The sequence below is a fragment of the Streptomyces sp. NPDC093260 genome (assembly GCF_040683715.1).
Lineage (GTDB): Bacteria > Actinomycetota > Actinomycetes > Streptomycetales > Streptomycetaceae > Streptomyces > Streptomyces sennicomposti.
This window is the reverse complement of the sequence record NZ_JBFBEK010000003.1, coordinates 266,154-279,795: the sequence shown is the minus strand read 5'-3', so window position 1 is coordinate 279,795 and position 13,642 is coordinate 266,154. Positions and strand designations below refer to the sequence as shown.

Annotated in this window: 11 protein-coding genes; 5 read left to right on the top strand and 6 right to left on the bottom strand. The window is 74.0% G+C overall.

Translation table 11 applies throughout. The features are described from left to right. Positions 1–13: 13 nt before the first annotated feature. From AB0N63_RS05455 to AB0N63_RS05440, 4 genes are all read left to right on the top strand, one after another. Entirely contained in the window at positions 14–1,261 is a 1,248-nt protein-coding gene (locus AB0N63_RS05455; RefSeq protein ID WP_365524378.1) for a low temperature requirement protein A, read from the top strand. After that, complete coding sequence (locus AB0N63_RS05450) at positions 1,251–2,279, top strand: P1 family peptidase (RefSeq protein ID WP_365524376.1); 1,029 nt, start codon at positions 1,251–1,253, stop codon at positions 2,277–2,279. The genes AB0N63_RS05455 and AB0N63_RS05450 overlap by 11 nt, the downstream gene beginning before the upstream one ends. A 285-nt stretch (positions 2,280–2,564) precedes the next feature. Then, on the top strand, positions 2,565–3,785 hold the full coding sequence (locus AB0N63_RS05445) for an Ig-like domain-containing protein (protein ID WP_365524373.1): 1,221 nt from the start codon (positions 2,565–2,567) through the stop codon (positions 3,783–3,785). 177 nt (positions 3,786–3,962) lie between these two features. After that, a complete protein-coding gene (locus AB0N63_RS05440) occupies positions 3,963–4,709 on the top strand; it encodes a DUF6227 family protein (protein WP_365524371.1) in 747 nt (248 codons plus the stop codon). A gap of 89 nt (positions 4,710–4,798) precedes the next feature. On the opposite strand, the gene AB0N63_RS05435 is transcribed toward AB0N63_RS05440, so the two are convergent. The 5 genes from AB0N63_RS05435 to AB0N63_RS05415 all read right to left on the bottom strand — a co-directional run bounded on the left by AB0N63_RS05435 (position 4,799) and on the right by AB0N63_RS05415 (position 10,796). After that, on the bottom strand, positions 4,799–5,047 hold the full coding sequence (locus tag AB0N63_RS05435) for a hypothetical protein (protein ID WP_365524368.1): 249 nt from the start codon (positions 5,045–5,047) through the stop codon (positions 4,799–4,801). A gap of 114 nt (positions 5,048–5,161) precedes the next feature. Next, on the bottom strand, positions 5,162–7,318 hold the full coding sequence (locus AB0N63_RS05430; protein ID WP_365524365.1) for a fructose-specific PTS transporter subunit EIIC: 2,157 nt from the start codon (positions 7,316–7,318) through the stop codon (positions 5,162–5,164). Between the two features lie 226 nt (positions 7,319–7,544). After that, positions 7,545–8,492 carry a 1-phosphofructokinase gene (gene pfkB, locus AB0N63_RS05425; protein ID WP_355153043.1) on the bottom strand — a complete coding sequence of 316 codons (948 nt, stop codon included), beginning with the start codon at positions 8,490–8,492 and terminating at the stop codon, positions 7,545–7,547. Beyond that, positions 8,489–9,250: a DeoR/GlpR family DNA-binding transcription regulator gene (locus AB0N63_RS05420; RefSeq protein ID WP_365524362.1), complete on the bottom strand. Its 762-nt coding sequence runs from the start codon at positions 9,248–9,250 to the stop codon at positions 8,489–8,491. The genes pfkB and AB0N63_RS05420 overlap by 4 nt, the downstream gene beginning before the upstream one ends. A 166-nt stretch (positions 9,251–9,416) precedes the next feature. Further along, positions 9,417–10,796, bottom strand: a complete 1,380-nt coding sequence (locus tag AB0N63_RS05415; RefSeq protein WP_365524359.1) for an MFS transporter — start codon at positions 10,794–10,796, stop codon at positions 9,417–9,419. 175 nt (positions 10,797–10,971) lie between these two features. Between AB0N63_RS05415 and AB0N63_RS05410 the strand changes: the two genes are divergently transcribed. Next, positions 10,972–11,907, top strand: coding sequence for a LysR family transcriptional regulator (locus tag AB0N63_RS05410; protein ID WP_365524356.1), 936 nt, complete (start codon positions 10,972–10,974; stop codon positions 11,905–11,907). Positions 11,908–12,102: 195 nt separating this feature from the next. Here AB0N63_RS05410 and AB0N63_RS05405 read toward each other — a convergent pair whose 3' ends face one another. Next, positions 12,103–13,635: an MFS transporter gene (locus tag AB0N63_RS05405; RefSeq protein WP_365524353.1), complete on the bottom strand. Its 1,533-nt coding sequence runs from the start codon at positions 13,633–13,635 to the stop codon at positions 12,103–12,105. Between the last annotated feature and the right edge of the window lie 7 nt (positions 13,636–13,642).

Here is a 13,642-nt window from a genome sequence, read left to right as displayed (position 1 = left end):
TGTGCTGGGGGCCATGACGTCCAATTCCTGTTCCCCCGGCCGGCCGGCTCCCGCGCCCCGGAGCCGCCCGGCCCGCCCCCTGCGGCCGCTGACCGCGCGCGGCCGCGACGAGGCGCACCGGGCCGCCTCGTCGCTGGAGCTCCTGTTCGACCTGTGCTTCGTGGTGGCGGTGGCACAGGCGGGCATGGAGCTGGTGCACGCCGTGGCCGAGGGCCATGCGGCCCAGGGCATCCTCAACTACGCCATGTCGTTCTTCGCCATCTGGTGGGCCTGGATGAACTTCTCCTGGTTCGCCTCGGCCTACGACAACGACGACGTGCTCTACCGCGTCGTCACCCTGGTGCAGATCGCCGGTGTACTGGTGCTCGCGGCGGGCATCTCACGGGGCTTCGAGCACCACGACTTCTTCCTGGTGTGGCTCGGCTACGCGATCATGCGGCTGGCGATGGTCGCCCAGTGGCTGCGGGCGGCCGGATGGGCGTCGGGCCCGGAGCGGCGCATGGCGCTGCGCTACGCGGGCGGTGTGCTGCTGTGCCAGGTCGGCTGGCTGGGGCTGTTGCTGTTGCCCGAGCCGGACCGGCCGTGGGTGTTCCTGGTGATGGCGATCGCGGAGCTGTGCGTACCGGTGTTCGCGGAGCGGGCGCACGCGACGTCCTGGCATCCGCACCACATCGCCGAGCGGTACGGCCTGTTCACGCTCATCGTGCTCGGCGAGACGGTCTCGGCGGCGACGATCGCGGTGAAGTCGGCCGCCGACGAGCACGGCGTGCTCGGCGAGCTGCTGCCGATCGCGGTCGGCGGTCTGCTGATCGTCTTCTCCGCGTGGTGGATCTACTTCGTGGTGCCCATCCACGGGCATCTGCGCTCCAACCGGGAGTCGTTCGTGTGGGGTTACGGCCACTATCTGATCCTCGCCGCGGCGGCGGCGATCGGAGCGGGCCTGGAGGTGTCGGTGGAGCAGGCGGTAGGCAAGACGCAGCTGTCCACCCTGGCGGCGTCGGCGGCCGTGACCCTCCCCACGGCGCTGTATCTGCTCACCGTGTGGGCGCTGCACGCGCGCTACTTCAAGGCGGGACTGGCGGCTCAGCTGGTACTGCCCTGCACGGCGCTGCTGGTGGTGTGCTGCACCTTCCTGGGCGAGTGGGCGGTGCTCGCGGCGGGCCTGGTCGCGGCGTTCGCGGTGGCGGCGGGCGTGACGCTCACGGCCCGGGGAGCGCGGACCGGCACGGGCGGCGACGAGGCCGGCTCCCGTGACGGCTGACGCTCTGACGGATGTCGCCGGTCTGCGGGTGGGGCATGCCACCCGCAGGGGTGACGGGTGGCTGACCGGGACGACCGTCGTACTGGCGCCGGAGGGCGGCGCGGTCGCCGCCGTGGACGTGCGCGGCGGCGGGCCCGGCACCAAGGAGACCGACGCCCTCGATCCGCGCAATCTGGTGCGGACCGTGGAGGCGGTGGTGCTGTCCGGCGGCAGCGCCTACGGACTGGACGCGGCATCGGGGGTGATGGCCTGGCTGGAGGAGCGGGGACGCGGAGTGCGGGTCGGCCCCGGTCCGACACACGTGGTGCCGGTCGTTCCGGCCGCCTGCGTGTTCGACCTGGGGCGGGGCGGCGACTTCCGGGCCCGGCCGGACGCGGCCACCGGGCGGGCGGCGGTGGCCGCGGCCGCCGCGAGCGAGCCGGGCGGCCCCGTGCCGCAGGGGTGCGTCGGGGCCGGGACGGGGGCGGCCGTCGGGGCGCTCAAGGGCGGGGTGGGCACAGCCAGCACGGTCCTCGACTCGGGCGTCACGGTGGCGGCGCTGGTGGTGGCCAACGCGTCCGGGTCGGTGACGGATCCGGAAACGGGGGTGCTGTACGGGGAGTTGTTCCAGGGCCGGGTGGAGTGTCCCGATCCCGCGACGCACCGGGCGGCGCGGGCGCGGCTCGCCGAGTGCGCCGAGCGAAACGGGCCGCCGCCGCTGAACACCACCCTCGCGGTGGTCGCCACGGACGCGGAACTGTCCAAGGCGCAGGCGCAGAAGCTCGCCGGCACGGCGCACGACGGCATCGCACGGGCCGTACGGCCGGTGCATCTGCTCGACGACGGGGACACGGTGTTCGCCCTGGCCACCGGGGCGCGCCACTTGGATGCCGGCCGGCCCCTCGCCCTGAACGCCGTCCTCGCGGCCGGTGCGGACATGGTGACCCGCGCGATCGTCCGTGCCGTACGCGCCGCCGAGTCGGTGGACGGCCCCGGCGGGGCATGGCCGGCGTACGAGGAGTTGTACGGGGGGCGCTGAGGCGAAGTGCGGCTGCGGCTGCGGGGTTGGGGACGGGGGTGGAGGGTTTCGGGGAGGGGGGCGGGGGGCGGGCCCCCGGGGGGGGGAGAGGGCGCGGGGCCGGGAGGAGGCGGGGGCCGTGGGCGCGCGGTGACCGCCCGTGTGTCACGCCAGGTCTGCGATTGTCCCGGTTCTGTCACGTGAAGGTCTTCGGGACGATCGGCGGGAACCTCGTGGGGGGCGGGCCGCCTCTACACCCACGCCACGTGCAGTGGATCACGCACCTCGACGAACCTGGAGCAGCCCGTGACTAGGCCGGACATAGCAGCGCGGCGCGTCCTGGGGGCCTGTGCCGCCCTGATGGTCGGCACCCTCACCCTCACCGGATGCGGCGGCGACGCCAAGGCGGACGACGCCGGCAAGGACGGCGGCGGCAGCGCCGCCAAGACCTCCACGGCGAAGATCGTCATCTCGGCCAAGGACGGTTCGACGAGTGCGTCGATCAACGCGACCGGCGTGACGGTGAGCGACGGCAAGCTCACCGACGTGAAGATGACCGTGGCCGGCTCGGGGCAGCCCGTGCCGGGGTCGATCTCCGCGGACGGCTCCACCTGGAAGCCGAAGGAGCAGCTGGAGCGCGGCACCAAGTACCAGATCTCGGCGACCGCCAAGGACTCCGGCGGGCTGCCCGCCGCCGCGAACTCCATCTTCACGACCGTCTCCAAGGCGAACAGCTTCATCGGCACCTACACGCCGGACGACGGCACGACGGTGGGCGTCGGCATGCCGGTGTCGTTCACCTTCGACAAGGCGATCAGCGACAGGAAGGCCGTGCAGTCGCACATCACGGTCACCTCCAGCAGCGGCCAGCAGGTGGTGGGCCACTGGTTCGGCGCACAGCGGCTCGACTTCCGGCCCGACGACTACTGGAAGGCCGGCTCCAAGGTCACGATGAAGATCGACCTGGACGGCGTGCAGGGGGCGAACGGCCTCTACGGCACGCAGAGGAAAACGGTGACGTTCACGGTCGGCCGCTCGCAGGTCTCCACGGTGGACGTGAACACGCAGACGATGACGGTGGTCCGGGACGGCAGGACCCTCAAGTCGGTGCCGGTCTCCACGGGCAGCCCCGAGCACACCACGTACAACGGCACGATGGTGATCTCGGAGAAGTTCACCCAGACGCGGATGAACAGCCAGACGGTCGGCCTGGGCGGCGAGTACGACATAGCGGACGTGCCGCACGCCATGCGCCTGACCACCTCGGGCACCTTCATCCACGGCAACTACTGGTACCAGAAGGGCAACCCACCCTTCGGCCGTCAGGGCACCAGCCACGGCTGCGTCGGTCTCGCCGACGTGCAGGGCGCGCAGGGCGACACCACCGCCAAGTGGTTCTACGACAACTCGCTCATCGGCGACGTGGTGGTCGTGAAGCACTCCCCCGACAAGACCGTCGCCCCGGACAACGGGCTCAACGGCTGGAACATGCCGTGGAGCGAGTGGACCGCCGGCAGCGCCGTCTGACCGCCGCGAAGCGCCCTTGAACAGCGGATTTTGACGCCTCGTCGGGCCGCGCGGGAACATCTCGCGCGGCCCGGCCGTTTTTCCGGCAGACGTTTTCTCGGTTCCGGGGCACGATGTCCGGCCGAGGGGCTACGGTATGCACCCACCAGGTGACATGCAGCAACGCCGGGAGAAACCTTGAGCGTTCCGTACGAGACGGCTGCGTACGAACCACGCGAGTCCCCGCAGTCTCCGGAGGAGCACCTCGCGCGCCTGCTCGGCCGCGCGCTGAACTCCTTCGAGCTGCCCGACGAGACGATACGCCGGCTCGACTGCGCGCTGGCGTACGACGGGTCGCTGCGGTCGGCGCACCACAGCGCCGGACTGCACCGCGAGACCTACCGGCACACCTGGCTGCTCGCCGACGGTTCGGCGCTCACGCTGTGGGAGCTGGTGCACAACACGGTGCCCGGCGGCGAGTCGCAGCACGAGGTGTATCTGGACGAGGAGGAGCTGCGCACGGCCACGGGCCGGCTGCCGCTGCCGCCGGACCCGCCGGACTTCGAGCTGCCGCTGCCGGTGCGGTTCGCGCCGCTGCCCGAGACGCGGCACACCTACGCCCCCGACGACTCGGGCGACCACGCGCGCCGGCTGCTGCGGCGCGCGGAGAACGCGGACCGGCCGGGCCCGGAGGTGGCCGCGCTGCTCGCGGAGGCGTCCGGGCACCGGATCACGCAGGCGTTCGGCCGTCCCTGCCGGTCGGTGCGGGCCGGGCTGTGCTTCTCGCTGTACGAGCACGCGTTCCTGCTGAGCGACGGCGCGGAGGTCTCCCTGTGGGAGCTGGAGCACACGGCGACGCCGGACGGCCGCCACATGTGCGAGGTGTACGCGACGGAGGACGCCGCGCGGGACGCGATGGAGCGGCGGGCGGCGCAGGTGCCGTAGCCGACGGCAGGACGGCCACGGGGCCGCGGAGGGCCGCCGGGAGCCGGGAGAGCCGTTGAGCGCCGGAGGACGGCGGCCGGAGGGGAAGGTCAGCCGTCGCTGAGCTGGCGCATCAGGCCGGCGAAGGCGGCCCGTTCCGCGGCGGACAGCTCGACGTACTCGCGGTGCGGGCCGGAGGTGCGCTGCGGCGGGAGGGCCGGCAGGCCCGGCACGGGCCGCCGGCGGATCTCGAACCGGAGGCCGTAGCGGTAGCCGGCGAGAACGAAGGCGCAGGCGATGATCAGCACGGCGGGCAGGGCCACGCCGCACCACAGCAGCATCGAGACGTGCTCAGGCATGACACCAAGTGAACACCACGGTCCGGGGCATCGGCCCCGGACCGTGACGTATCTCGCAGGTGACGTGAACCGCTCACAGCACCCCAAAGCGGCAGGGCCGCGGCGTCGGGGCCGTCAGGCGGCCACCGGCTGCTCGCGGTCGGCCGACCCGGCCCGCGCCGCCTGCTCGTCCTCGCCCTTCTCCCGCCCGCCGCCCGGGGCGCCCGGGGCGGAGCCGCGCAGGGTCTTGAGGGCGACCACCAGGGCCGTCGAGGCGCACACGCCGGCCGCGACGGCGACCAGGTAGAGGAACGGGTTGCCGATCAGCGGGACCACGAAGACGCCGCCGTGCGGGGCGCGCAGGGTGGCGCCGAAGGCCATCGACAGGGCGCCGGTGAGCGCGCCGCCCACCATCGCCGACGGGATGACCCGCAGCGGGTCGGCCGCGGCGAACGGGATCGCGCCCTCGGAGATGAAGGAGGCGCCCAGGACCCAGGCGGCCTTGCCGTTCTCCCGCTCGGTCTCGGTGAAGAGCCGGCCGCGCACGGTGGTGGCCAGGGCCATCGCCAGCGGCGGCACCATGCCCGCCGCCATCACCGCGGCCATGATCTTCATCGCCGAGTCGCTCGGGTCGGAGACCGCGATCCCGGCGGTGGCGAAGGTGTAGGCGACCTTGTTGACCGGGCCGCCGAGGTCGAAGCACATCATCAGGCCGAGCAGCGCGCCGAGCAGCACGGCGTTGGCGCCGCTGAGCCCGGACAGCCAGTCGGTCATGCCCTTCTGCGCGGTGGCGATGGGCTTGCCGATGACGACGAACATCAGGAACCCGACGACGGCCGAGGAGATCAGCGGGATCACCACCACCGGCATGATGCCGCGCAGCGCCTGCGGTATCCGCACCCGCTGGATCGCCGTCACCACCGCGCCGGAGATCAGTCCGGCCGCCAGGCCGCCGAGGAAGCCGGCGTTGATGGTCAGCGCGATCGAACCGCCGACGAAGCCGGGGACCAGGCCGGGGCGGTCGGCGATGCCGTAGGCGATGTAGCCGGCCAGGACCGGGACGAGGAAGGCGAAGGCCACCCCGCCGATCTGGAACATCAGCGCGGCCCAGCTGTCGGTCTGGGTCCAGACGAAGTGGTCCATGACCGAGGGGGCCTTGTTGACCTTGTAGCCGCCGAGCGCGAAGCCGATCGCGATCAGCAGACCGCCGGCCGCGACGAACGGGACCATGTAACTGACGCCCGACATGAGCCACTTGCGCAGCTTGGTGCCGTAGCCCTCGCCGGGTTCGCCGGTGCGTTCGACCGGGGTGCCGGTGGCGGCCGGGGCGGTCGTCTCACCCCGGGCGGCCTTCTGCCGGACCTCGGTGATCAGTTCGCCGGGGCGGTTGATGCCGGCCTTCACGCCGACGTCCACGGTCGGTTTTCCGGCGAAGCGGTCCTTGTCCCGCACGGGGACGTCGTGGGCGAGGATCACGCCGTCCGCCGCGGCGATCAGCGCCGGGTCGAGGCGGGTGAAGCCGGCCGAGCCCTGGGTCTCGACGACGAGTTCGACGCCCGCCTCCCGGCCGGCGTTCTCCAGCGACTCGGCGGCCATGTAGGTGTGCGCGATGCCGGTGGGGCAGGAGGTGACGGCGACGATCCTGAAGGGGGGCTCAGGGGTGGGATCGGGGGCGGCGGGGTCCTTGGTGTCCTTCGGGGCGGGTGCTTCCGAGCGGGCGGGGGCCGCGGCCGGCGTGCCCGCCTCCGCCGGGGCCGCGTCGTCGGCCGGGGAGGTCTGCACGGAGCCCGAGGGCGCCTCACCCGAGGGCGTGCCCGCCTCCGTCCGCGCCGCGGCGGCCTCCTGCGGAGTCGTGTCCCCCCGGATCAGCGCCGCCGCCGTCGCCGTGTCGGCGACCAAGCGCAGCGCGGCTGTGAACTCGGCGCTCATCAGCTGGCGGGCCAGGGCGGACAGGATCGTCAGATGGGCGTCGTCCGCGCCCGCCGGTGCGGCGATCAGGAAGACCAGGTCGGCGGGGCCGTCCGCGGCGCCGAAGTCGATCCCGGCGGCGCTGCGCCCGAAGGCGAGCGTCGGCTCGGTGACGTGCGCGCTGCGGCAGTGCGGGATGCCGATGCCGCCGTCCAGGCCGGTCGGCATCTGCGCCTCGCGGGCGGCCACGTCGGCGAGGAAGCCCGCCAGGTCGGTCACCCGGCCCAGAGCCGCCATCCGCTCGGCGAGGGCGCGCGCCGCCGCTTCCTTGGTGTCGGCGGACAGGTCGAGGTCGACCAGGTCCGCGGTGATCATCTCGCTCATCGCGGGCTCCTTCGCACGCGTGTCGCCCGGGCGGCGGGGGAAGCCGGGGCGGGGGTGGGGACGGGGATGCCGTGGGGGGCGGCGGGGGCCGGGGCCCCGGCACGGGTGCCGTGGGGCGCGGCGGAAGCCGTACGGGCGGTACGGGCCGTGTGGGCCGCGGGCGGAGAGCCTGCGGTCCGGGTCCGGTTCCGGGTTGCCCGGAGAGCGGTGGGGGACGTCGGGCGGGTCATGGCGCGGGGTCCGTCAGGGGGCGGTCGAGGGGGACGTCGGCCGTCACCGTGACCGCCGCCGGGGACAGGTCGGCCGGGGTGGGCATCACGCTGCCGGGCAGCTGGACGGCGGCCGCGCCGTGCGCGACGGCCGAGGCCAGGGCCTCGGGGCCCGCGCCGCCCGCGATGAGGAAACCGGCCAGCGAGGCGTCGCCCGCGCCGACGTTGCTGCGGACGGCGGCCACCGGCGCGCCGCCGTACCAGGCGCCCGCGCCGGTCACGAGGAGTTGCCCGTCGGCGCCGAGGCTCGCCAGCACCGCGCCCGCGCCGAGCGAGCGCAGGTCCTCGGCCGCCTTCAGCGCGTCGCCCACCGTCGCCAGGGGGCGCCCGACGGCCTCGGCGAGTTCCTCGGCGTTGGGCTTGACCACGTCCGGGCCCTCGCGCAGCGCCGCCAGGAGGGCGGGCCCGGAAGTGTCCAGCGCGATGCGCACCCCGGCGGCGTGCGCCCGGGCGACGAGGTCGGCGTACCAGGAGGGGGCGAGGCCGCGCGGGAGGCTGCCGCAGCAGGCGATCCAGTCGGCGCCGTGCGCCTGGCGCCGTACGGTCCGCAGGAGCAGTTCCCTCTCCTCGGGGCCGAGTTCCGGGCCGGGCGCGTTGATCTTCGTCAGGACGCCGTCCGCCTCGGCGAGGGCGATGTTGGAACGGGTGGTCCCGGCGACCGGGACCGGTGCGACCTCGATGCCCTGCGCTGCGAGGAGTTCGGCGACGAGGGCGCCCGGCGCGCCGCCCAGGGGCAGGACGGCGACGGTGCGGCGGCCGGCGGCGGCCACGGCGCGCGAGACGTTGACGCCCTTGCCGCCGGGGTCCATGCGTTCGCCGGTGGCGCGGACGACCTCGCCGCGGTCGAGGGAGGGGACCTCGTAGGTGCGGTCCAGGGACGGGTTGGGGGTGACGGTGACGATCATGCGCGGACCACCTCCGTGCCGGCGCGCTCGATGGCGGCGGCGTCCTCGGGGCTCAGGGCGCTGTCGGTGATCAGCAGGTCCACGTCGTCCAGGTCGCCGAAGCGGGCGAAGTGCTCCTGGCCGTGCTTGGCGGAGTCGGCGAGCAGCACCACCCGGCGGGCGGCGGCGACGGCGGCCCGCTTCACGGCGGCCTCGGCGAGGTCGGGAGTGGTCAGTCCGTGCGCGGTGGAGAAGCCGTTGGCGGCGACGAACAGCACGTCGGCGCGGATCTCGCCGTACGCGCGCAGCGCCCAGGCGTCCACGGCGGCCCGGGTACGGTGCCGTACGCGGCCGCCGACCAGGTGGAGCTGGAGGCCGGGGTGGTCGGCGAGGCGGGCGGCGATGGGCAGGGAGTGGGTGACGACGGTCAGCTCGCTCTCCAGCGGGAGCGCGGCGGCCAGGCGGGCCACGGTGGTGCCGGCGTCGAGGATCACGGTGCCGTCGACGGGCAGTTCGGCCAGGGCCGCCTTGGCGATGCGGTCCTTCTCGTCGGCCGCCGTGGACTCGCGTTCGGTGAGGTCCGGTTCGAAGTCGAGGCGGCCGGCCGGGATGGCCCCGCCGTGCACCCGGCGCAGCAGTCCGGCCCGGTCGAGGGCCTTGAGGTCGCGGCGGATCGTCTCCGCCGTCACCTGGAACTCCTCGGCGAGCGACACGACGTCCACCCGGCCGCCGTCACGGGCGAGCCGGAGGATCTCCTGCTGCCGCTCCGCTGCGTACATGTCCGTCTGCCTCCGACCGATGCCCGAATCTGTGGTTTACCGGGGAGACTACGCCTGCGTTGCGGGAAAGTAAACAGATTCGGGTGCCGTTCGGGCATGAACGGACATGGACGGGGACAATCGGACACGTTCGGGCCGGCCCTCCCTGCTCACGGCGCTCACGGCGCTACGAAGCCGCCCCCGCGCGGGCCGTGGCGTCCGGCTCCGCCGGGGACGCGGGCGGGGTCCGGTCGGGGCGGGGCAGCAGGAGCGGGGTGGCCAGGACGAGGAGTCCGGCGGCCGTGAGCGCGGTGCGCGGGCCGGTGGCGTCGGCGAGCAGTCCGCCGAGGGCCGTGCAGAGCGCGATGGCCGCCTGCTGGCCGACCGACCAGGCCGTCAGGGTGCGGGCGACGAGATGCTTGGGCGTGTGTTCGAGCCGGTAGGCGGCGAGGACCGGGGTGTACAGGCTCATGTTGACGATGATCGCCAGCTCGACGGCCATCACGGTGACGAGTCCGGTGACGCCGGGCCGGACGAAGGCCAGGCCGATCAGCCAGACGGCGCGCAGCGTGCCGACGGTCCGGAAGACGGCGGGCCGGCCGTAACGGGCCACGACACGGCGGGCCAGGCGGGAGCCGACGAGGCCGCCGAGGCAGGGCGCGGCGAAGGCGAGGCCGTACTGCCACGGCGGGAAGCCGAGCCGGCGCAGCAGGAGCACGGCGAGCAGCGGTTCGGTGGCCATGATCAGACCGGCCACGAGCAGCTGGTTGAGGTAGAGCGCCCGCAGGACGGGGTGGCCCATGATGTGCCGCCAGCCGTCGAGCAGCGCGACCGTCCGGCGGGGGCCGCCCTTGCGGGCGGGCGGCGGGGACGGTTCTGCCGGGGTTTGCGTGGCCGGTTCCCCGGTGGCCTGCGGGACCGCTTCCGCGGTGGTCCGCGAGGCCGCATCTCCCGCTCGCGGCGCTTCCCCGCACGGCTGCGGCGCCTCCTCACGGCCGCCGATCGCGGTGAGGCAGAGCGCGGACAGGAGGTAGCTGAGCGCGTCGGCGATCACGGTGACGACCGGGCCGAACAGGCCGATCGCCGCCCCGCCCAGCGGCGGCCCGACCGCGATGGAGCTCCAGTTCGTGGACTCGAACCGCGCGTTGGCCACCAGCAGGTCGTCCGGCCGGACGAGCGCCTTCAGGAAGGCGCCGCTGGCCGCGTTGAAGGCGATCTTCGCCGCGGCGACCAGGGCCGAGACCACGAGCAGCTGTACCCAGCTGAGCCATCCGAGGGCGTAGCCGACCGGGATCGTCGCCATGGCCGCGCACCGGGCCAGGTCCGTCCCGATCATGACGGGGCGCTTGCGGCGGAACTCCACCCACGGCGCGAGCGGCACCGCGATCAGCGCGCCCACCGCGGGCCCCACCGCGGACAGCGCGGACACCTCGGCGGGGCCGGCGTGCAGCGCCAGCACGGCGATCAGTGGGAACGCCCCGAAGCCCAGCCCGGAACCGTAGGCGCTCACCGCGTAGGCCGCCCACAGCCAGCCGAACCGCCGCCCCAGCCGTCTCCTGTCCTCCACCACGCTCAGCGCACCCCTCGCCGTCACCCCTCGCCGTCCCGCCAAGCCCACCCCGCGACCCGCGCGGACAAACCGGCGTTGACGGAGGCGAGCTAACCGGGGAGCGCAGCAGCAGGTCAAACAACCGCCTCGCCCGCACTCCACAACCAGCGGTTGTTCACTAAGGTGGCTCCGCGTGGACCTAGAAGCCGTACGCACCTTCGTCGCCGTGGCGGACGCGGGCCAGTTCCAGAAGGCCGCCACCGATCTGGCGGTGACCCAGCAGGCCGTCTCCAAGCGCGTCGCGGCGCTGGAGCGCGACCTCGGCGTACGGCTGTTCGGGCGTACACCGCGCGGCGCGGAACTCACCATCGACGGGCAGGCGTTCCTGCCCCACGCGCGGGAGCTGCTGCGCGTCGCCGAGCGGGCGGCCGCGTCCGTGCGCACCGGCCGCCGTGCGCTGCGCGTCGACATCATCGCCTCACGCGGCGCGGCGTCGGGTCTGATGCGCGACTTCCACCGGGCGCACCCCGAGATCGACCTCGATGTGCTGATGCTGTTCGACATCGAGTCCGCCGTCGCCGCGATCCGTTCCGGCACGATCGACGCTTCCTTCCGGGCCGTCGCCGCGCCCGGCCGCCCGCTGCCCGACGACATCGCGTCCGAACGGGTGCTCGACGAGCCGCTCCAGCTCCTCACCGGCCCCGCACACGTGCTGGCGGGCGCCCGGTCGGTGCCCCTCGCCCGGCTCGCCGGGCACCGGATCTGGATGCCGGGCCTCGCCCCCGGCACCGAGTGGACCGCCTACTACGACGACCTGGTCGCCGAGTTCGGCCTCTCCATCGAGGCGACCGGTCCCAACTTCGGCTCCGACGCCCTGCTCGACACCGTCGCGGACACCCCGGCCCTGGCCACCTTCATGGGCGAGCACACCCGTCTCGTCTGGCCCGCCGGCCACGGCCTGCGCCGTATCCCGGTGACCGACCCGACGCCGGTCTACCCGCACTCGCTGCTGTGGCACCGCGACAACCCCCACCCGGCGCTGGCCGCCCTGCGCGCCCACCTCGCCGCCGCGACGCCCGGCCACGACGCCACGGGGACCTGGCGGCCGGACTGGGTGTTCCCCCGCTGACCGCTCTCCTGGCCACCCCCGCTGACCGCCGCGCGGGCCAGCACGCCGGCCGCCAGACCGACCGGCCCCCCGACCGCCGCGCCGAGCAGCCCGGCGCCCCCCACCCCGGCCTTGCGTCCCGGCCCCGGCACGGCGAAGGGGCCGGCGCCCCCTCGGCCGCCGACCCCGCACCTCACCTCACGGCATCCCCGCCGCTCAGCCGACCAGTTCCCGCTCCCGGCCGCCCGCCGCCGACGGCCCCGCGGGCTCCGCGCCCTCGCCGCCGCCCTCCACGTGCTGCGCCGGCCGCTTCGGCAGCGCGGACATCAGCACGAAGATGACGCCCAGCACCACCGCCACCCACACCAGCGCGTTCCGGAAGGCGTGCGCGAAGGCCGGGCCCACCTGGTCCGGGGTCAGCCGGTCGCCGATGACGCCGAAGAACACCACCGACACCAGCCCGAGCCCCAGCGCGTTGCCCATCTGCTGGACGGTGTTGATCAGCCCGGACGCCGAACCGGCGTGCTCGCGCGGGACCTCCGAGAGCACCGCGTCCGTCAGCGGGGCCACGATCAGGCCCATGCCCGCTCCCATCACCACCAGCGGCAGCGCCATCTGCCAGGGCGCGATGTGCAGGCCGTAGCGGTCGGACTCCCAGATGTAGAGCAGGACGCCGGCCGCCATCAGCAGCGCGCCCGCCTGGAGCACCTTGCGGCCGAAGCGCGGGACCAGCCGCTGCACCGACAGCCCGGCCGCCGTGGACACCGCGATCGAGAACGGCACGCCCGTCAGCCCCGCCTTCAGCGGGCTCCAGCCCAGCCCGGTCTGCATGTACAGCGTCCAGACCAGGAAGAACACCCCGAGCGCGACCCCGAACACCGTCTGCACGGCGATGCCGGCCGCGAAGCTCTTGACCCGGAACAGCGACAGCTCGACCAGCGGGGACCCGTCCCGGGCCGCCTTGCGCCGCTCGTACGCCACCAGCGCCGCGAACACCGCCAGCGCGCCCGCCATCGACGCGTACCCCCACAGCGGCCAGCCCAGCTCGCGGCCCCGGGTCAGCGGGTAGAGCAGCATCAGCAGGCCCAGCGTGACCAGGGCGACGCCCACCAGGTCGAGCTTCATCGCGCGCGGCGCGCGGGACTCGGTGATGAACCGGCCGCCGAGCAGGAAGGCCACGACGCCGACCGGCAGGTTGATCAGGAAGATGGGCCGCCACTCCAGGCCGAACAGGTTCCACTGCGTGAGCAGCGCGCCGAGCAGCGGGCCGGAGACCGCGCCCAGGCCGACGATCGCGCCGAACAGGCCGAAGACCTTGCCGCGTTCGTGGGCCGGGAAGGTGGCGTGCACGATCGACAGCACCTGCGGGACCATCAGCGCGGCCATGCCGCCCTGGAGGATGCGGGAGGCCACCAGCATCTCCGGGTTCGCGGCGAGGCCGCACAGCGCGGAGGCGAGGGTGAAGCCCGCTATGCCGACGAGGAAGAGCCGCTTGCGGCCGTGGATGTCGCCGAGCCGGCCGCCGGTGATCAGCCCGGCCGCGAAGGCGAGGGCGTACCCGGCGGTGATCCACTGGATCTGGCTGAAGGACGCGCCGGCGTCCTGCTGGATGGACGGGATCGCGATGTTGACGATCGTGACGTCCACGAGGTCCATGAAGGCCGCGGTCATCACGATCGCCAGCGCGAACCAGCGGCGGCGGTCCGCCGCCTGTGCCGTGTTGCTGACAGGGGTTTCGCTGGAGGTCATGCAGGGA

Coding starts and splice junctions, on each gene's coding strand:
- pfkB (WP_355153043.1), bottom strand. CDS start 8,492: ATGATCGTCACCGTCACCCCCAACCCGTCCCTGGACCGCACCTACGAG.
- AB0N63_RS05455 (WP_365524378.1), top strand. CDS start 14: ATGACGTCCAATTCCTGTTCCCCCGGCCGGCCGGCTCCCGCGCCCCGG.
- AB0N63_RS05420 (WP_365524362.1), bottom strand. CDS start 9,250: ATGTACGCAGCGGAGCGGCAGCAGGAGATCCTCCGGCTCGCCCGTGAC.
- AB0N63_RS05435 (WP_365524368.1), bottom strand. CDS start 5,047: ATGCCTGAGCACGTCTCGATGCTGCTGTGGTGCGGCGTGGCCCTGCCC.
- AB0N63_RS05430 (WP_365524365.1), bottom strand. CDS start 7,318: ATGAGCGAGATGATCACCGCGGACCTGGTCGACCTCGACCTGTCCGCC.
- AB0N63_RS05405 (WP_365524353.1), bottom strand. CDS start 13,635: ATGACCTCCAGCGAAACCCCTGTCAGCAACACGGCACAGGCGGCGGAC.